The following is a 20,383-nucleotide window of genomic DNA, read 5'->3' as shown; positions in this document are numbered from 1 at the left end:
TTGCGAGTGGTCAGAATTTTAAAAAAGCAGGAAGGTCGGTTATTGACATAGCCGGCTTTTTTAACTTGTGTTTGGCATCATTGTACTTTTTAAGGATTAATGAATACCGTATCAGCCTGGATACGGAAAGAAAATTTAGCGGTATAGTCCAAGCCCTTCAGTACTTCGGGAAGGCTTAAATTTTTAAAAGTTCCATTGAAAGTTCCTTGTACCGGCTGATGTACGACAAACGTTACCCCATACCAGCGCTCTAACAAGCGGCTCACTTCTTCAAAACCAGCTTGTTCAAAATAGATGATTTTATCTTTCCAGCCTTGATGTCTTAAGGGATCAAATTCCTCCAGTTTATGCATACGGTCTTGATAGATGCTCACGGCTTGCCGGGCAGTCAGTGTGATTTCTTGTGACAAGGAACTTTTGTTTTTCACATTGTTATTAACCTTTACTTTACCACTAAAAACAGCCACTTCTATCGCCTCCTCCGGATAGGCTTTTACGTTAAAAGAGGTACCCAATACCATAGTAACGACTTCTCCGGAACAGATACGAAAAGGATGAACCTGGTCTTTAGCAACTTGAAAAAAGGCCTCTCCTTGTAATAGCACTTTACGGGTGCTTTTGGAAAACTGCCGGGGTATTTTGAGCTGACTATCGGCATTCAACCGCACAATGGAACCATCCGGTAGCGAAACGGCTAATTGCTGCCCCTTTCGGGTAGTTTTTACAATATAGTCTTCCTTCTCCGAAGGATTTGCTTCGGGCATATCCTGAGTTTCCCACCAGAAAAACCCTGTCAAACACAATAAAAAGAGCACGATGGAGGCTGCCAAAGTTCTCCAATGAATTTGCCCGGAGGGTCGGTGCACAGGCCGAAGAACGGGAGCATTTTCTTGTTGAAGTGTATGCATAATCGCCTGGTAATTTTCTTGACTCATTTGAGGAGTACTGGCATATCGCACAGTCCGGATTATTCGTTGAGCTTTTTCAATAAGAGGTTTTTTTTCAGGAAATCGCCGCATCAGTTCCTGCCAAGGCAAAGCATCTTCCTCCTTGAGCCCTTTTGCCCATTTCACAAAATCTTCATCTGATAAAAAATCCTTTAATTGATATGTAGCGTATTTTTGCATACTCTTGTATTCCTTGTAAAGGTGGCTGTGGCTAACACCATTCGATACTAAATTCTCCACGTTGCTTCTATAGAGCCTTTTACCTTCCCAGTGACCCCATATGCTTCAGTTTATTTTGAGTTTTTTTTTAAATGAAGAAAAAGACTTCCAAGTTCACCCAGTAAAAACCAAGCTATCGTCAAATTTTAACAGAAAATCACATACTATTCAAACTACTGAAAAACAGTATATTTACCCCAAAAGAAAAGCATTTTCTTGCTGTGAACACAACTTTTTCCAGTCGGATCTACTATCTCCACTATTTTTTACAAAGCCATAAACAGCTCGAAAGAAACAAAGAAATCACCGTTTTTACCAATAGTGAAAATTCTTTTTTCAAGGCATCCAAAGCTCTATAGATCAATTTACGGGCAGACTTGACATTTCGTAAACCCATGACAGAAGCAACTTCTTCATAGGACAATTCCTCGTAATAAAAATGTAAGATAGCTTCCCGTTGCCGGGCAGTTAATTTATTGAGTGCGTTTTCCAATTGATTTTTACGGTTTTGGGCAGTTTGCTCTTGTATCATCAATACCTCAGGAGATAGGGTAATTTGAAAACCTTTGTGATGATCCGAAAGAGAAAAAAAAGGAAGGTTGCGTTCTTTTTTATTCTCTTTGAGCAAACGTCTACGTATGGTACTAAACAAGTACGCCTTAATCGACTTTACCTCGCCCAAGGTTTCCCTGTTTTTTTTCAAATGTAAAAATAGCTCTTGAATGACATCTTTCAGATAAGCTTCTTCCGGACGAAACTGATAGGCATAGGCGTACAAAGTTTGGCAGTAACGAGTATAAATAGTCATAAAAGCCTGATTGTCGCCTTGTTTGAAGTCTGCCCACAAGGCTTGCTCATCGGTATCGTCAGGAGTACAATTAGGAGCGTTTGAAAGGAATGTCATGACCAACGTATCTTCTGTGGCAAGTCAATTTTGTTTAAAGGCCAAATTTAAAAAAATTATGTATTTTCCCTTTGAAAGATCTGTATTTTTGAGGGAGCAGGCTTTTCTTGAAATATACAGGCCTTTAAAAAAAGGTTGTTCTCTTTCATGTATTCGGCTCCGGTTTATTCCCCAATCATACTCATGTATTTATTCGTTTATGGCACCTTACAATCTTCGTTTCACAACCCGATGGCACAATTTGTTGGTACAGGGAGTTTTCCCGGACGAATGTATTTGGTGCGTTGGCAATTCGGTTACCCCATTGCCGTATACGACCCGCAATCAGAAAAACAAGTACACGGGGAAATTTTTCAACTATCAGAAGCTACCGCTCCGGAAATGCTTTTCCGGACATTAGACCGCTATGAAGGGTATGACCCCTCAGCCCCTGAAAAGAGTGAATACTTGCGTCAAATAATTCCTGTAAACTGTCCGGCAATTGCTCCGGTTCCCCTTTCTGCCTGGAGCTATGTAGGAAATGCCAACAACTATGCACTGGAAAGGATCCCTTCGGGGGTTTTCGAAGGTTGAAGGATTGAAGGAAGGAAGGATTGAAGGAGAGTAGGGTATCATAAATCCGGGAGGAGATATTCCGGCCTTTTTTACAGCCTCTGTTGGTATTGACGATTTTGCTTTTTTCAGACCCACGTCTTCTTTTTTTTACTGGGAACTGATAATAATCGTTAACACATTTTCAATACATTTCTCCTCTTCTCTGATTTTTTCGTATCTTTAGTTATTAAGATACTCCCCATAAATTACCAACTTTACTAATTACTAATACCGGATAAACCAACCCTATAATCCTCCAACTAGCTTTGTCATTCTAATGAACCGTGAGGCTATGAGTTATTCCAAAACCCACGCAAAAATTCTGGTCCACTTGATGTTTGTGGTCGCCATCATTATCTTAAGCATAATATTAACTTCCCATACCGCCCAAAATACGCTTTCTACTTCTCCGGCCGACTTGAGTCCCATGGATGTAGTTCAACAGCAACTAAAAGCACTTCAAACCAACCCGTTGGACGACAAAGGAATCCAACACGCTTATCAGTTTACCTCTCCTCAACAAAAGTGGCAAAATGGCGGTTGGGAACAATATAGCTTTCAGCTCAAAAACTCATTTTGTAAAGAGCTGTTAAACTGTCAACATTTCGAATTAATGGCTTTGGACGTCCATGGTGAACGCGCTCAACAATTGGTAAAAGTGATTAACCATGAGGGCAAAGCATTTACCTTTATGTTTGAACTGACCAAGTATCATTCAGGTTGGCTCACCGACAATATTGCATATTTAAAAGCCCTTCCGGCACCGCAAGTATAAAAACACCCGCCCATAAAAGACGGATGCTTTTGCAATTGGAACCAAACCAATAATGTTAAAGATTAATTACTTATGTCACCTATTCAGTTTCCCAGATTTGAAAGATCTACCATTACCGGTGTATTATCTTTCACTTCTTTCACTTTAGTGTCGCCATCCGCAGTTACTGCGACTTTTACCTTTTCTCCGTCACGGAAGACATTGATATCAAATGACCTTCCAAAAGCCTGCACCTGTTTTAATTGCATTTGTGGCCAAGCTTCCGGTAAGCGCGGAAGACAGCTGAATTGCTGAAAGCCTGTAGGTTCGATTCCGAAAAGGCCTTCGGTCACTACTCTGCAATACAAACCGCTTTCTGCCGAAAGGTGACGTTGGTTCCCTTCCGGCCAGGCTTCTACGGCATAGGGAACATGCTCTCCCAGCAGTCGCTTTTGCGAATAATATTTAAAATATTTCAGAGCGGTTTCCACTTCTCCGGCGGCAAAAATCCCCCGGAATGCATACAAGGTCGAGCGGTCCCAAAAGGTATCGCTTCCGGCTTCGGTATACACCCCATCCTTGCTCCAGAGGTGAGGGGATAACAAGGCCCTGATGGTTTCGTCTTTCCGTTCAAACATTCCCATAGTCAAAGGAATACAGATCCAGGATCGCAGCTTATCATTTCCTTCAAAATAGCGGTAGGTAGCATAGCCTTGTACCTCCGCACCAAAATACGCTTCTATATCAGTCCTAAGTTGGTCTGCCCGTTGGGCAAAAATGCCGGCTTCCTCTTTTTTACCTAACTCTTCACACAAATAGGTGGTACTCCGCAAAGCACCGTAGGTCAACATCGCAGTACTCAAATTGGCTTTACCTGCGGGGAAACGGTTTTCCAGTTCATCGGTATCCGAAGCATAAACTCCTTCCGGAGTCTTCTTTCTTTCCAAATATTCCAGACACCAATTAATCAGTGGCCAAAGTTCTTCGGCTATTTCCGGATGGCCCATTTCCAAAGCAAACCGGGAAGCCCCATAAGCGATCATGGCCATGTCTCCCCGGTCGCCGGCACCGTTCCAGATATCCGTTCCTTCGGCAACAATCGAAGAAGGAATCGGCTTGAATTCGTCATTCATAAACCGGGCAAAATGCCGGAATGAATTCATGGCAGAAGCATTGCCGGTGCTGTCTCCCAAAAAGGGAAAAAAAGGATTGATATACTCTGCCTGGTCATTGGCCCAAATGGCGGCATAATAACGCGTGCCCCCCGGACCGTGCATCAATCCGCCTTGCGTTTCAAAAATACTTTCTGCTGCTCGAATTTTAGCAAAGGCAAACATTTGGTTCAACACCGGGTCCGGACATTCCAACACCAATTTGTTTTGCAACGAACGCAAATAGCCTTCCCGAAGCCTTAATTCTTGTTCGACACCGACTTTCAAAGGCGCGGTAGAGACCTTCCGCCCGGCAATTTGTATTCCTACCCTGCAACTTTCACCAGGTTGCAGGGAAAACACACCACTGGTATCCGACCGGACTTCAAATACATACGCTCCTGATACTCCTTTCTCTTCCGCGGTTTCGACCTGTTGATACACCGGAGCAATTTCCAAATCCATAGATGAGGCGCCTGTATTTTTATACGTAATCTTTTCAACAATCACTGGTAAGTGGGTACTGGGTGAAAGTTGGCGTTGAATTTCCAAATGTTTCCCCGTTTCGGAGCGAAGGGTTAAGATGCCGTTAAAACTCACTTCAAAAGGCTGCTCTCGATGTAGCTCCTCTCCATTGATACGCAATATGGGATTGATTTCCGAATCAAAATCATGAATGGAGCTGGCATGTGTATCATTCGGAATAGTGCGCAGCATTGGCCACACTACCCTGCGGTGTAACACCAACTGTCCGGTGCTGTCGGCCCCGTAGTACACCACAGCAGATACCTTTCGCCCACTAAACTCCAAATGATCCGTATGGGAATCTTTTACCTCCCAAACAATCGCATCTCCTTGCTCCTTCCAACGATTTTTCATGCCCGATAAAGCGGCATCAATTTCTTGTGTGTCAAACACTTCTCGAGAACTCTTCTGTTGTTCACTTGGCTGACAAGCTTGGAAAAACAAAAAAAGCCCGATCAGGATGCTTATAGTTTTTTTCATTGAAATGGAATTAATAAAAATTATATCTTCTGAAATCATTGATTGAAAACCTATTACGGACATTGTATTGGTACCATCATAGGGTTGAGGGAAACGGTTAGAACATATACACTGCCCTTCCTACATCCTTGTATTATTTCGCCTCGGCAACAGCCTCCTCTCCGGGCTGTACGGTGACTATCGCATAAACATAAGGATTGCCCAAAGGGTCAGTTTCTGTCATAGTACCTACGGCCTTTCCGTTTATTTCAAGTGTTTCAGAGGTTCCCGGAAATACCGCTTTCCACTGTAAGCTTTTTTCTCCCAGGTTTTTGAAGCTTGTTCTTTGTTGATTATGATGTTTTACGGAAATGTATGTATTCAAAACGGGGAGGTTTTCAATTCGCATCCACTCCGACTCCGTTTCGGAACTAAGGCCGGGACGGGTAACCACCCGGTTTTCGGGGGCATACGGTTCGATTCCCATCAACCCTGCCACCACTCCTTCCATTACCCCAAAAGACACTTCAGGGTACTCTCTCCGGGGTGTTGAAGGATCGGTCAAATAATAGATGTATTCCAATGCTTTTGGAAAATACCCATACCGCGACAAGAGTGCAGGAAAGTGGGAAATGTTTTCTACATTCCAATCTCTGGCAAACAGGTTGTTCAAAGTGGCCCGAATCCGGGATGGATCTTGAGCAATTCCAAACCATAAGATCATGGTTTCTCCTTCTCCTTGAGCAAAGTCTCCATTTTCTGTCCAAAAGGTATGATAGCGTTGTCGTGTTTCGTCCCACCAGCGTTCTTCCAGCAAGGCACGGTAACTTTCAGCCTTCGTCAGGTACTCCTGACTCCTTTGATTTTCTCCACGATGGGTTAATAATTGGGCATAACTCCGGTAGCCTTGGTAAAGGCTCGCCAGCAAATCCGCACTACATGTCATCTCCCTGAAATTTTCAACATAAGAGGGCAAGCCCCGGCATGTATGAAAATTATCATGGGTATCGAAGGGTTCGGGAGTATGCATGTACCGGGGCCTTTCCATAATTTCCTCCGGCAACAGCTTCCAATGTGCAGCATATTCATCCAAGGATTTTTCATAAAAATATAAAAATCCGGCATTCTCCAGATAGGTTTGATTGCCTGTCCATAGGTAAGTTCGCCAACAGGCCTGGACCACATCAAAATTAGCATTCAGGTTATACCAAAACTCCCTGTCGTTGCGATAGTCTGCCGGTGCCGGTTGGTCCTGGCGGTTTATTTCCCAAAAAGAACACCAGTCCTTAGACTGTGAAATATTTTTAGCAAACTTGTGCAACATATTCTGGTTCTGTACTCCCAATCCTAATATTTCCGCCCCGATGGTCTGATGCGCCACATCCCGCATACAAAAGGCCTCCCGTTGGGGCAAAGCCGCTTCATACCAGGGTCCCACCGGGTCAGTGCTTGCTCCTACATAACTTAAAGCCGTTTTCCGGGCCCAATCAAAACTCTTTTCGAGCCGGGCATTGGAAGAAGTGAACCTCAACGTTTTCGACTCCTTATCAGGTTCTTTTTCCTTGAGTTTTTCTTCTTCCGGTGAAGTGCATGCGAAACATAGCAGAAGTATCCACAAGGGATTCTTAAAAAGTGATTTCATTGATAAAAATTATATTTAGATAGTTCATTGAAAATACAGCTCCCTGCCGAAACCTTCCAGGTTTTAAAAACCTGGAAGGTTTCTTGGAGGATGCAAATTCCTTTATTGCCATACATGTACCCTGGCTTACGCCCAGTGGTCTGTTCAAGAATTATAAGAGGGTGACAATTTATTAAACAGAAATACTATGGGGATAAGACCTTCCAGGTTTCAGAAACCTGGAAGGTCTCGAACTGCTATTTAATATTTTAAAATTTTCTTTCTCACAAATCCCTTCCGGGTGACAATTTCCAAAACATACGCAGCTCCGGTAAAGCCCCTCAAATCAATTTCCGGAAGTATCGAAAAATCCCAAGCTTGACTAATGAGCCGTTTTCCCCGCATATCATACACCTGATACGCCAAAACTCTTTCCCCAACAGGCACTTCCAACTGATACAGGCCGCTTCCGGGATTCGGGTAAACCGAAAACAAGGCTTCCCGTTTGTTTTTGTCTCCGTTGCTCAGCACCTGACCGGCTTCTTTCTGACCGGCAAAAAGCCCCTCTCCCGGTTTTTCATGATAAGCATAATCCAGCAATGCCATCCGTTGGCCGGTTCTGGAAATTTCTACTTGTAACCAACCGTAATGCACTTCGTTCCCGATGTTAAACCGGATCCCTACATACGCCTTCTTTCCCTTCCAGTCCGGGTACGCTTCCGAGTAGACTTCATGCAAATCAGGATAAGGCTTGGGAGTGGTAAAGGAACGCATTCCGTCAATCATTTCCCCGTATGCCAACGGCTCTACCTTGAGTGAACCGGGGAAACAGGCTAATTCTTTTTTATGCGTTTCGATTTGAAACTGTTTGACGAAATCATTGTACCGGATGGCATATTCGGCATTACCGACCCCTAAATAAAACCCTGCATATTCTTCCGCTTCCGAAGCATTCACTTTTACATCCAGAATGTTTTGATAGACAATTTGAAAAGGATCGTAAAAGTTGATCATCAATTGATCCGTCACAGGATTCAACACCTCTGTTGGTTCTTGAAAAGCCTGTTCATAGAATTCGATTTTCAAGTTAAAAACATCATCTGTATTGATATGATGAATGGCTTTTCCCTGTAAGGTAAGTAAAACAGCCGTATCGTTTACTACTTCTGCCCTGGCATTCAAACCTTCGGAAAGGTGATACAGGTCAAAGTGAATTCCTTCGGCTAAAAAGCCTTGGTTTTCCACAAAAGCACCGACTCCTTCCAAACTGATGATGACAGAATCGGCAATGCTCCCATCATTGTCCAATGATTCACGGAAGAAAGTGGAGGAAAAAGCCAACCAAGCCCCCTGCAAACCGATTCCCAAAGTATTTTCCAGGTTTTCCGGTGACCACAAAGAATTTCGTTGAGCAACCACACTGTTCAGTGCCTCCATCATCCGGTATTTCTGTCCATTGGTAAACATTTTCGAACAAGAAGAATAATCCATATAATTCTCCACATTAGCCTTTACCCCACAAGGACTATGTTCTTTATCACACGCCTCCTGAACCTTGGTAGGAGGCGTATCCGGAATCCCGTCTCTGTCATCGCATTCCCCTTTAAAAGTATGTTCCAATCCTAGATAATGCCCTACCTCATGAGTCAGCACTCTCGACATATGTGCCTGCCCTTGCGTTTCGGAACAGCCCACACCGGGACGTCCCAAATAGCGCCAATTGTATACAATCCCGTCAAGTCCCGCTTCGAAAACGGCATCTTCCGGCAAGAAGGCCCAACCGGAATTGTTCGGTACCCCTTTCTGTTCCACCTCTCCGCAAATCCAAATGTTCAAATAGTGTTCTCCGGGCCAATAGGCTACCTTTTTGATGGCAGAACCCAGGCCATCCGGTTCCCTTCCCGTATAATTGTTCGTATGATAAGTCACTCCGGTGCTTGGGTTGCCTTCCGGATCGAAACGTGCCAAACGAAACTCTATCCCTACATTGGCTGCCAAAGGGGCAAAGTCCGGGTCAATCCAGGAAAAGTCCGGGTTTGCCGCATTAAAATCTTCGTTCAGAATCTCCATAGCCGACTGAATTTGCTCCATAGTCACCTTATGCGGATCTTCCGGATCATTGATATGAAAGACCACTGGGATGATATAGTTGTTATTCCACCCATCCAGCTGTTTTTTCTGAACTTTGTACCGGGTTTTCCGGTGCTGCTGTACATCAGGATGTAATCTGTAAAACGTCTCCATTGCCTGGTCGGTCACACAACCGATGGCATTCTGGGCCATTGTTTTAGTTCCCCAAAAACAGCAATGACTGAAAATAAAGGAAAAGAATAATAAAAGACGTAAGTGGCTCATAGTCGGTGAGATTTAAACCATAGACTTCTTATATGTCCAGGTGTATACAGTAAAAACACTCTTACTGTATACACCCTGAAGACACAAAAATTCATATTACCATCCCGGGTTCTGTTCAATACCACTCACATCGATTTCCTCTTGCGGAATCGGCCATAAATAATCCCTCTCCTTATTGAAACTTCTTTCTTCTACAAATAAAGAATCCCGTTCTCCACTCTCCGTATTGACATAATAAATCCCGAACACCTTGGTATTCAACACTTCTTCGGCAACCTTCCACCTGCGGATATCAAACAATCTCAAACCTTCAAAAGCCAACTCCACTCTCCGTTCCCTTCTTACAATCTCCCGCAAAGCGGCCTGATCCGTGGTGGTGACAGCTGGCATTCCGGCCCGGTCACGGACGGTATTGATCGCCTCCAGTACGGAAGCATCAATACTACCCGCTTCAATTTTGGCTTCTGCATACGTCAATAAGACTTCCGCATAACGGATCAGGTACACATTGCCTGCTCCGTCCCAGACATTGTCCGTACCCAAATCTTCCAACCGCAAGTTTTTCAACCAGTTGTACCCGGTTTTGGTTTTGTTCCACTCTTGGCCATAGCCATCTCCCAGAGCATCACCGTTCACCACATCCTTGCCCGGATAAGTAGCACCGGGCACGGTGTTATACACCCCTCCTAACCACTCGCGACCCGGATACAAAATAGACATGGCCAGCCGGGGATCGCGGTTTTCGTAAGGATTCTCCCAATCGTACAAAGGCGATTTATCTATCGGCAAGCCATCCGTACATTCATAGGCATCCACCAGAGAACGGGTAGGTGTCGTTACACTCCATCCCCCACCGGACTGGGCCGCCCAGTTTTGGGTGATCCAATTGTCTACATTGTCTTCCCCATTGTATTGAGCATCAAATACGTTTTCATTGGAATACTCCGCCTCATAGCTGGTGAACAATTTGAAATAGTCCGGATACAATTCGTAGGTATTCAAGTTGATCACCGCTTCGGCAGCCTCGGCAGCTTCCGCATAGTTGTGATTGAACAACAGAATCCGCGCTTTCAAAGCTAAAGCCGCCCCTTTGGTAGCTCTACCCTTCTCCGTATCCGAATAGCTGACCGGCAACATCGCTTCCGCTTCACTCAGTTCCCGGGCCAGAAAACTCAAAATTTCCGTTTGAGAAGTTTTGCTAACCTCTTTTGCTTCTTCCGGAGTAATGCTTTCCAACAACAAAGGCACATTGCCAAACAGCATGGTTACTTCATGGTAAAAATAAGCCCTGAGAAATTTGGCTTGTCCCAATACTTCCGCTTTGACATCCGGATCAAAATGTTCCGGCTTGTCGATATTATTGATAATCCGGTTGGCTCCTTGGATGGCCGAAAAATACCGGCCCCATTGACTGGCCACAAAACCGTCACTGGCATCGCCACTACCACGGGCCATATAAAACCCGGGATTCCAGGAATGATTCGTTTTGGCATTATCCGTCCAGGATTCGTACCAAAGCAGGGCTTCCCCATCCAAAGCATCGTACACCGCGTTCAGCGCAAACAGGAAGTCCTTTTCCTGGGTAAAAAAGATTTCGGAACTGATTTGGTCTCCCGGAGTCCTGTCCAGGAAATCATCCTGACAAGCACTCAACAAAAACAGAGAGAGGAGTATATAGATAAATTTACATTTCATAATCGTAATGTTTGTTTGGATAAGCTTAAAAATGTTGTTTCTCACAAACACTCAACAACACAAACCCCTAACATTCAAAAATTTACAATTAACATTATCCCAAAAAGAAAATAAATACGATGGGTTAGAAGGTTAAATTCACACCCATACTATAAATAGTTACCGGAGGGTAATACGTAGGCCGGCCACTGTAATTTTCGGGATCCAGACCGGACTCTACATCGGTGATTGTAAACAGGTTCGTCCCTCCTACATACACTCTGGCCCGTTCGATTTTTATCTTTTCCGTCCAAACAGAGGGGAAGGTATATCCCAACTGAATGTTTTTCAGACGAAAATAAGAGGCATCCCTCACCCAGAAATCACTTCGCAAGGAATTGTTTTTATTAGAAGCCACTTCCAATCGCGGGAAGGTTCCTCCGGGGTTGCTTTCGGTCCAGCGGTCCAGTACCCGGGTTGAGGTAAAGTTTTCAAAGTTGGCTCCTTCATTAGCCGCACCATAGTAGTAATTATCGACCTTCATTACCCCTTGGAAAAAGGCAGCAAAGTCAAACCCCTTGTATTGTGCAGACAGGTTGAGCCCGAACGTATACCTTGGAATATTATTCCCGATAATGGTCCGGTCCTCTTCGTCCACGACACCATCTCCGTTAAGATCTACCAATTTGATATCACCCGGTTTCAAATCATCGTGGTTGGATTGGGTAGGATGTTTATCAATTTCGTCCTGACTTTGGAACAAACCATCGGATTTATACCCGTAAATCGATCCGACCGACTTGCCTTCCTGAAGGATCCATTGCGTATCGCGGTCCCAGAAGGTGATCACCTCACCGCCCCGTTTTAAATCCACCAACTCATTTTTGACATCCGAAAGATTCACGCCTACGGAATACTTGAAATCGTTAAGACTGTTCCTATGAGTCAAGGCAAGTTCCCATCCGGTATTTTTCATATCCCCGGCATTTACTTCGGAAGCCGCCAAACCTACCATCTTCGAAATGGGCAAAGTCTGCAACAAACCTTCCGTGCGTTTTTCAAACCAATCGGCTACGACATTCAGTTTACCGTTGAAAAGCGATAAATCGATTCCCACATCCACCATTTTACTCGTTTCCCAACTGATATTGGTATTGGCATAATATTCTTGCGTATACCCTTGGACCGTATTCTTATTGAAGGTATAACTATGGCTGATGTCAGCAGAGATATAACTGGCATATTTGAACAAGCCGATGTCCTGATTCCCCAAGGTACCGTAAGAAGCCCGTAGTTTCAGGTTATCGATAAAAGTCAACGACTGCATAAACGCCTCTTCGGAGATTCTCCAGGCAGCCGATACGGAAGGAAAGGTTCCCCAACGGTTGCCTTTTGCAAAACGGGATGAGCCGTCTCTACGAATGTTCACTTCCAACAAATAGCGGTCGGCAAAGCTGTAGTTCACTCTTCCGAAAAAAGATTCCAGCCCCCAGGTGCTGGGATAGCCGATGGCTTTGGCTCCTTCCAAACTTCCCAGGTTCAACTCGGGATAATCGTTGTTGTATAAGTCCTCTCTATATCCTTGCAGGTAATGGTTTTTATAATCGATCCGGGAATACCCTCCCAATACTTTGATACCGTGCTTTCCAAAGTCCTTTTCATAATTCAGCAAACCGCGGAGGTTGAGTTCGTTACTATTCCAGCGTTGTTCCCTTACAAAACTCTTCACCCAATCATTGGCATAATTCACAAAATCGTACGAAGCCTGTACATCCTTAGAACGGTATGCTCCGCTGTTCAAAGCCACACGGGCTGTCGCCGTAAGGCCTTCTATAATTTTATAATCACCCTTTAAAGACAAGTAATATTCCTCATCCACACGGGTATCCATACCACTCACTTCCAAAGCCGCCAGTGGGTTACTGTTGTTTTTGTTTAAGCCATACGTTCCGTCTTTCGGATTTTTTAATAAAATGTTCGGTGGACTACCGACAATCTGATTGATGGCTTCTCCCATCCGGTGAGGGTACTCGCGCTCTTTCCGGATGTAATTCACATCCACTCCCAAGTTCAGCTTTGGCGAAACGGTAAAATCCGTATTCAAGCGTAAACCATATCGTTTGTTATTCACATTTTTCAATAGTCCGTCCTGATCTTGGAAATTAAACGACATGGCGGCCCGGGCAAAATCATTCCCTCCGGCCAGACTTACATGATGCTTCTGAATGGGCGCATCCTTATACAACTCTTCAAACAGATTGTAAAAAGGATAATTGACAGGATCTTCCCCGGAAAGTGTTTTTTGAATGTATTCATCGGAGTATTTTGCCGGCTGGCCACCGTTGACATAGGCCTCGTTCACCAACATAAAATAATCTTTGGCACTGACACTTTCCGGTAAGGTGGCAGGCGTTTGCACTCCATAGTACCCGTTATAATTCATCTTTAGTCCTCCTTTGCTCCCTCGCTTGGTCGTAATCAGGATGACTCCGTTGGCAGCCCGGGCCCCGTAAATGGCTGCCGAGGCGGCATCTTTAAGCACCGAGATACTTTCAATATCATTGGGATCAATGTCTTTCCAATCTTGTGGCACTCCATCCACAATGATCAAAGGGTAGGTACCGGCACTTAATGAACCTACACCCCGTAAAAGGATTTGCGAATTGTCTTGTCCGGGAGCCCCTCCACGGTCGATGACGGTCAAGCCCGGCACCATTCCTTGCAAGGCCTGAGTCGTATTGGCTACCGGTCTTTTGAGAATTTCCTCTCCTTTTACAGCCGACACGGCTCCGGTCAGGTTCACTTTTTTCTGTGTACCGTAACCTACCACCACGACTTCACTTAGTTGGGCCACATCCGGCTTCAAATCCACATTGATTTGCGAACTATTCCCCACGGGAATTTCCGAAGTGATATAACCGATAAAACTAAATAACAATACATCTCCTTCATCCACCACCAAATTGTATTCCCCATTCAGGTCTGTGGTGGTACCCTTGCTGGTGCCTTTCACCAACACGTTCACCCCTACCATGGCCTGTCCGGTTTCATCCGTCACCACGCCTTTCACCCGCGATTCCTGCACCGGGGCAGCGGGCGATACTTCCTCCCGAGTAGATTGTATACTTTGTTGGCGGGAAGTAGATTTGATGATGATCTGTTTGTTTACAATCCGGAATGAGAGCCCGGAACCTTTCAGGCTTTGTTTTAAAAATTTCTCTACATCTTTATTCAACTTCTCCAAGTCCACTTTCACCTTTACCTGATTATCAATTTCCTCATTGCTATACAAAACGCTATATTCCGTCTTGTCCATGATTACATTGAACAATTCCCGTAAGGTTAACGGTTGATCCAGATCAATGCCGGTTTGCACACGCACCGGGCTACTTGCAGCCAGCAAAGGCCCGCATGCCAGACTGGTTAAGAGGAGGATACACGAAATCCGTCTACCCATCGCTAAAGTTACCCTTAGCCAAGGGGCAAAAAGTAATCGTTTTTTCATAAGTTTGCGTTACCTATTTAAGTGAAACCATTTATTCGCAGACACCTGTCCTCTTACTGGGTCCAATTAGTAAGAAGTGGGTGTCTGTTTTTTTTTACACTTACCTGAGTCCGATTCAAGCCAAGTAAGCGGTTACGTTCAATACTGGGCCATCCTTAGACGCATGGCCGCATGTAGTAGACGGTTTTGCCTTTGAAAAGCTTCACTTATAGGCCTAAGGGCGGATAAGAATTTGCTTTTTTCCATCTTCATTTTTATTTACCGTATAGTTAAATTCTTCTATTACTTTCAGATAGTCAAGCACTTGTTCGATACTCTCTTCGGAAAACTGCCCGGTAAAGCGCTGCCTAAGCAAGGCCGTATCTCCGCAGACAATCTCCAAGCCGTACCATCGCTCCAGTTGCAATAGCAGCGCTTCCATCGTTTTATTCTCAAAACGCAACTTCCCATCGATCCAGGCGGTAAAGATTTCCGTATCCACATTGTGCACTTCCATCGCAATGTTTTCACGGGCTACAACCTGTTGCCCCGGTTGTAATTCTTGTTCTCTTGCATTTTGCAATGCTTTGACTTTTCCCTCTACCAAGGTAGCAACGGCTTCAGCATCTTCTTCGTAGGCTTGTACATTAAAGCTGGTGCCCAATACTTTTATCTCCATCTTCCGGGTATGTACAATAAAAGGCTTTTCGGGTTTTTTACGGACTTTAAAGAAAGCCTCCCCTTTCAATTGTACCCCCCGGTCCCGCTCCGGAAAACCTACCTGGTAGCGGATGGCAGAACCTCCGTTGATCCACACTTCACTTCCATCCGTCAGCGTTACCTTGTACTGTTGCCCCTCCGGTACCCGCAAGCGATGCTCTCCACTGCCTCCTGTATACACCAATCCCTTTTTGTTTATCGCTACGGCAAGCTTTGCCTCTTTCACTTTAGCTGCGGCCTCCACATCCGACAAGTTGATTTGTTCTCCATCCGGCAATGTCAACACAATGGCGTCTGCCGGATAAGTAACCGTTGTGAGTTCTTCGGGTTGTAAAGCCTTGTACACCAGGAAATACGCCAGGATGCCCCCCAATACTAACATGACTCCGGCAATACTTGCCGCCACCGTAAACCGTGCCGCCCGGGGACCTTTTTGACTGAAATACCCTTGGCGATTGCCATAAAATACCCGGTGTTGGATATTTTCCCAAGCGACTTTCTGATCAATTTCTTGCCGGTCTTTACCGATGATGCTATCCAATAGCTTATCCAGAGAGTCTTTATGTTCCGGTTGTTCCTTCATTCCTGTTCAGTTACGGTTTCCCTTCTGTTCCACTTGCTCAAGCAATCTTTTCTACATTCTTCACTTCCTTTTGAAGGGCCTTCTATTGTTATTACAAGAACCCCCCGCTTTCACCCTGAATCTCCGGAGAAATTTTTTTTTTAAATTTTCTTTCGATGAACTTTGTGAAAGAACAAAGGCTATTGCTTAGCTTTGAAATTTGGATGTTCAGACTGGCCCTTTGAGATCTCCATCAAGAATATAATCTAGCAAGCCGGAGCGCTGTGAGCGAAAGGAAACTATGAAAATGGAAAAAGAGCGACTTTTCAAACAGTTATTTGATGAGTATTATACCCCTTTATGTGTCTATGCCCATAGATACATTCCGGATATGAAAGAGGCCGAAGAAGTGGTACAAAATGCCTTTGTCAAAATTTGGAACCAACCGAAAATCTACACATCCTTATCCTTTCTGAAAAACTACACGTACCGTACGGTTCACAATGATTGTGTCAACTATTTGAATAAATCCAAGGTGCATCGCAACTACCTGAAAGCGATCAAAAACCAATACCCTCAGGAGCCGTTTGTTCAAACGTCCGAATTATTTGAATTGGAAAAATTGCTCGACCAGGCCCTGGAGCAACTCAGTCCCCAAGTGAAAAAAGTCTTTTTGCTCAACCGCTTCGGAGGTTTAAAATACAAAGAAGTAGCCGAGGCCCTGGACTTGTCTCCCAAAACCGTGGAATCCCATATGTCCAAAGCGCTGGCGTTCTTGAGAGAGGAATTAAAAGACTACCTCTAGCACTCCGCAACTCTATTTCCGGGCTATACAAAACGAGCAGTCCGCCAACGGTAAAACCTACCGGAACGGAACGATGGAAACAATGCGCTGCCGTCCCTTCATCTTCCATTTATATCTCAGAGGGTAAAAGCAAAAAAGCCGCTTCAGAAAGCTGAGGCGGCCTACAACGGACATATAGTTTTTGCAGTTAAAAAAATATCATCACCAAGCTAAAAAATCTACCGAAAGGCAGGTGGGCGACAATGGAATAACTCCTTACTGCTATACAGCCCTGAAGTATTCTTTGACAAAGGTAGCAAAGTTTTAAAAACTTGCATTATTTTCCCTTTATAATTCATAAAAAATTCAAAAAAAGCACTTTATATTGTACTATTTTAATATTTAATTTGAAAATACCCCGATTGATTCTACAGGATGTTATAAAATAATAAACAACTTAAACTTGGCTTAATATACAATGACCGAATCTACTTTTTTCACCTCGCGTACTGCCCGGTTCTGTTCAAGTATTTCGTATACATTTTTGCGAATCGTAGTGGAAAGTTGGTTCAGAGGCAGGTCGTCAGGGTCCTTGCCAAAAGGCTCTTCCAGCTCTTCGGAAATGATCTCCAAAGCGGACATGGCATACGAGACCATCGAGGCCAACAGGATCGTAGAATACCCAAAACTATCTAATAAGCCAAAAGGCAAAGCGGCACAAAAGAAGATCAGGAATTTTTTGATAAAACTGCTATGAGCATACGGCAAAGGAGTATTTCTGATCCGTTCGCACCCTCCCATAATATCGTTGAGCTGTTGTACTTGCCGGGCCAGGTGGTATTTGTCCATATCCGAAAAGACGCCCGCCTTGTGCAAACTTTCGACTTTAGCGTTGAGGTCAGCGGAAATCCGAAAAGGCACATGCGACACCTTCTGTAAGGTTTGTTTGTAATTGGCCACAGGTTCTTCAAAATCCTCCCAGTCGAAGTTTTGCCGTAAGTGTCCCTTCAAAGCAAAAGGAAAGTTGGTAACCTGTAAGGCAAAATATTCGCGTTGGTCCCGGTCTTTTTCGGGGAGTACCGTATGCGCATACGCTGCTATGGTCCGGCAGGTATTCACCAGGCTGCCCCAAAGTTGGCGTCCTTCCCACCACTTGCCGTAGGCGGTATTCAAACGGAACACCAACACAAAGCCCAAGACCGTACCGATGAAGTTGAAATAGATATTGTCAATCTCCAAATGTTCCTTGACCAGGTCTTTTTGTATCAGAGTAACCAGGGTATTATAAATCAGGATAATCAGAGTTGCCCGGTTCAAGGTACGGGAGCTGTACTCTTTGGTAAAAGGTAAGATGCGGTAAAAGGCCTTCGCCCAGTTTTTGGTATTGTAAATAATCATATTTTCAAAAAATTCAAGTTTCGCTAAGCAAAAAAAGGAAGAAGGGAGGGAAAAGAAAGGCAATCGGGTATTTTTTTAAGTAAGTCGAAGCGAAAGGCTTAGTCAATTCCACTCTGGTGCGATTAAAGGTGTGGTAAGGTAACTATCCGCAAGTCTCCGAATGCGATTTCAATTCCACTCTGGTGCGATTAAAGGCTGTGACCGCAAATGCTTGGTACTTATCTGTTACAAATTTCAATTCCACTCTGGTGCGATTAAAGGGAAGTGTGGCCTGTAGAAGGCACGGAGGGCATTGAGATTTCAATTCCACTCTGGTGCGATTAAAGGTCACCGAAACCACCGGGGGAACCATTACCCGATCCAATTTCAATTCCACTCTGGTGCGATTAAGGGATAAAATGAGTAAGTGCTTCCGCATAGATTTCTTTCATTTCAATTCCACTCTGGTGCGATTAAGGGGGATAAAATGGACAGCCATGAGAAGAATTGGACTCAATTTCAATTCCACTCTGGTGCGATTAAGGGAAAGTCGATTGAAAACACAATCAGAGCCTCCAAGGAATTTCAATTCCACTCTGGTGCGATTAAGGGAATCGATCTTATGAACGATATTGCGGAAGGCATGACATTTCAATTCCACTCTGGTGCGATTAAGGGAATAGGTTTCCTTAATATACTTTTGAAGCCTGTTTTATTTCAATTCCACTCTGGTGCGATTAAGGGAATAACCAAGCAAAAAGATACCTTCATTACCAGCGAATTTCAATTCCACTCTGGTGCGATTAAGGGAACCCTTATTTTAAGCTGAACTTCAAAGTCATTGAAATTTCAATTCCACTCTGGTGCGATTAAGGGACCTAGTGGAGGTACAGGGGGGTCGCATCGCAGTTATAAATTTCAATTCCACTCTGGTGCGATTAAGGGTATATTCATTACTTAACACTGATTTTGATGAATTATATTTCAATTCCACTCTGGTGCGATTAAGGGAATCGATCTTATGAACGATATTGCGGAAGGCATGACATTTCAATTCCACTCTGGTGCGATTAAGGGAATAGGTTTCCTTAATATACTTTTGAAGCCTGTTTTATTTCAATTCCACTCTGGTGCGATTAAGGGAATAACCAAGCAAAAAGATACCTTCATTACCAGCGAATTTCAATTCCACTCTGGTGCGATTAAGGGAACCCTTATTTTAAGCTGAACTTCAAAGTCATTGAAATTTCAATTCCACTCTGGTGCGATTAAGGGACCTAGTGGAGGTACAGGGGGGTCGCATCGCAGTTATAAATTTCAATTCCACTCTGGTGCGATTAAGGGTATATTCATTACTTAACACTGATTTTGATGAATTATATTTCAATTCCACTCTGGTGCGATTAAGGGTGACCCTAATGCCTGTGGGTCATTTTCTTTTGCAATATTTCAATTCCACTCTGGTGCGATTAAGGGGCGGTTGGACTTCTCACACATAGTCCCGGACGGATTATTTCAATTCCACTCTGGTGCGATTAAGGGGCAAGAATTCATACCAGAACGGGAGTACAAGTTATTATTTCAATTCCACTCTGGTGCGATTAAGGGAGAATTTGTCAACCGATCAGATGAATTTGAAATCCCATTTCAATTCCACTCTGGTGCGATTAAGGGCCGGAGAGAAAACACATACCATCCTCACTACCATTATTTCAATTCCACTCTGGTGCGATTAAGGGAAAAAATCCTCTTATGATAAAATGAATAATATAAGATTTCAATTCCACTCTGGTGCGATTAAGGGTTTGTGAAAAGCACTTTTTTTATAAATCAAAAAATCATTTCAATTCCACTCTGGTGCGATTAAGGGTGTAAACGTGTCCTCAGCGGGATCATTTTCTTGGAATTTCAATTCCACTCTGGTGCGATTAAGGGCCCCTTGCTCGATGGCTTGACAGGCGTTTTGGACACATTTCAATTCCACTCTGGTGCGATTAAGGGTAAACAGGTGGAAAATCCAAGAATGGCCCGAAGACATTTCAATTCCACTCTGGTGCGATTAAGGGGAAGCGTTCCGCGAGCTGTTCCGGGAAAAGGATTTTATTTCAATTCCACTCTGGTGCGATTAAGGGATAGTCAATGTTTTTTGTAAGGAGGGCAAATGCTCCATTTCAATTCCACTCTGGTGCGATTAAGGGCAATGACCGGGTTGGAATTTGGCCACCAGATGCGTGATTTCAATTCCACTCTGGT

At 44.1% G+C, this 20,383-nt stretch carries 12 protein-coding genes and 1 CRISPR repeat array (1 of these 13 only partly in view); of the genes, 3 read left to right on the top strand and 9 right to left on the bottom strand.

Going from position 1 to position 20,383, the window contains the following annotated elements:
• Positions 1-89: 89 nt before the first annotated feature.
• Positions 90-1,127: a FecR family protein gene (locus AAG747_RS08830; RefSeq protein WP_346820794.1), complete on the bottom strand. Its 1,038-nt coding sequence runs from the start codon at positions 1,125-1,127 to the stop codon at positions 90-92.
• A 298-nt stretch (positions 1,128-1,425) separates the two neighbouring features.
• A complete protein-coding gene (locus tag AAG747_RS08825; protein ID WP_346820793.1) occupies positions 1,426-2,070 on the bottom strand; it encodes an RNA polymerase sigma factor in 645 nt (214 codons plus the stop codon).
• Between the two features lie 183 nt (positions 2,071-2,253).
• On the opposite strand from AAG747_RS08825, the gene AAG747_RS08820 reads away from it, so the two are divergent.
• Both AAG747_RS08820 and AAG747_RS08815 read left to right on the top strand, forming a co-directional pair.
• Positions 2,254-2,643, top strand: a complete 390-nt coding sequence (locus AAG747_RS08820; protein ID WP_346820792.1) for a gamma-glutamylcyclotransferase family protein — start codon at positions 2,254-2,256, stop codon at positions 2,641-2,643.
• A 313-nt stretch (positions 2,644-2,956) separates the two neighbouring features.
• Positions 2,957-3,439, top strand: a complete 483-nt coding sequence (locus tag AAG747_RS08815; RefSeq protein ID WP_346820791.1) for a DUF4864 domain-containing protein — start codon at positions 2,957-2,959, stop codon at positions 3,437-3,439.
• Positions 3,440-3,522: 83 nt separating this feature from the next.
• Here the strand turns inward: AAG747_RS08815 and AAG747_RS08810 are convergent, their stop codons facing one another.
• The 6 genes from AAG747_RS08810 to AAG747_RS08785 form a co-directional block, all read right to left on the bottom strand.
• Entirely contained in the window at positions 3,523-5,574 is a 2,052-nt protein-coding gene (locus AAG747_RS08810) for a glucosidase family protein (protein WP_346820790.1), read from the bottom strand.
• 133 nt (positions 5,575-5,707) lie between these two features.
• The gene (locus AAG747_RS08805) at positions 5,708-7,195 is read right to left on the bottom strand and encodes a hypothetical protein (RefSeq protein ID WP_346820789.1); all 1,488 of its coding nucleotides are present in this window, start codon (positions 7,193-7,195) and stop codon (positions 5,708-5,710) included.
• Positions 7,196-7,435: 240 nt separating this feature from the next.
• The gene (locus AAG747_RS08800) at positions 7,436-9,457 is read right to left on the bottom strand and encodes a zinc-dependent metalloprotease (protein WP_346820788.1); all 2,022 of its coding nucleotides are present in this window, start codon (positions 9,455-9,457) and stop codon (positions 7,436-7,438) included.
• 168 nt (positions 9,458-9,625) lie between these two features.
• On the bottom strand, positions 9,626-11,224 hold the full coding sequence (locus AAG747_RS08795; RefSeq protein WP_346820787.1) for a RagB/SusD family nutrient uptake outer membrane protein: 1,599 nt from the start codon (positions 11,222-11,224) through the stop codon (positions 9,626-9,628).
• A gap of 124 nt (positions 11,225-11,348) precedes the next feature.
• Positions 11,349-14,708, bottom strand: coding sequence for a TonB-dependent receptor (locus AAG747_RS08790; protein WP_346820786.1), 3,360 nt, complete (start codon positions 14,706-14,708; stop codon positions 11,349-11,351).
• A gap of 214 nt (positions 14,709-14,922) precedes the next feature.
• Complete coding sequence (locus AAG747_RS08785) at positions 14,923-15,990, bottom strand: FecR family protein (protein ID WP_346820785.1); 1,068 nt, start codon at positions 15,988-15,990, stop codon at positions 14,923-14,925.
• Positions 15,991-16,270: 280 nt separating this feature from the next.
• Between AAG747_RS08785 and AAG747_RS08780 the strand changes: the two genes are divergently transcribed.
• Positions 16,271-16,774, top strand: coding sequence for an RNA polymerase sigma-70 factor (locus tag AAG747_RS08780; protein ID WP_346820784.1), 504 nt, complete (start codon positions 16,271-16,273; stop codon positions 16,772-16,774).
• A 447-nt stretch (positions 16,775-17,221) separates the two neighbouring features.
• Here the strand turns inward: AAG747_RS08780 and AAG747_RS08775 are convergent, their stop codons facing one another.
• The gene (locus AAG747_RS08775; protein ID WP_346820783.1) at positions 17,222-18,151 is read right to left on the bottom strand and encodes a bestrophin family protein; all 930 of its coding nucleotides are present in this window, start codon (positions 18,149-18,151) and stop codon (positions 17,222-17,224) included.
• 99 nt (positions 18,152-18,250) lie between these two features.
• Positions 18,251-20,383: direct repeats of the CRISPR family, unit length 30 nt; unit sequence ATTTCAATTCCACTCTGGTGCGATTAAAGG (it continues 2,052 nt past the right edge of the window).

Source organism: Rapidithrix thailandica, assembly GCF_039710355.1.
Classification (GTDB): domain Bacteria; phylum Bacteroidota; class Bacteroidia; order Cytophagales; family Flammeovirgaceae; genus Rapidithrix; species Rapidithrix thailandica.
The sequence above is the reverse complement of the archived record's forward strand: the minus strand, read 5'-3'. Positions and strand labels throughout refer to the sequence as shown.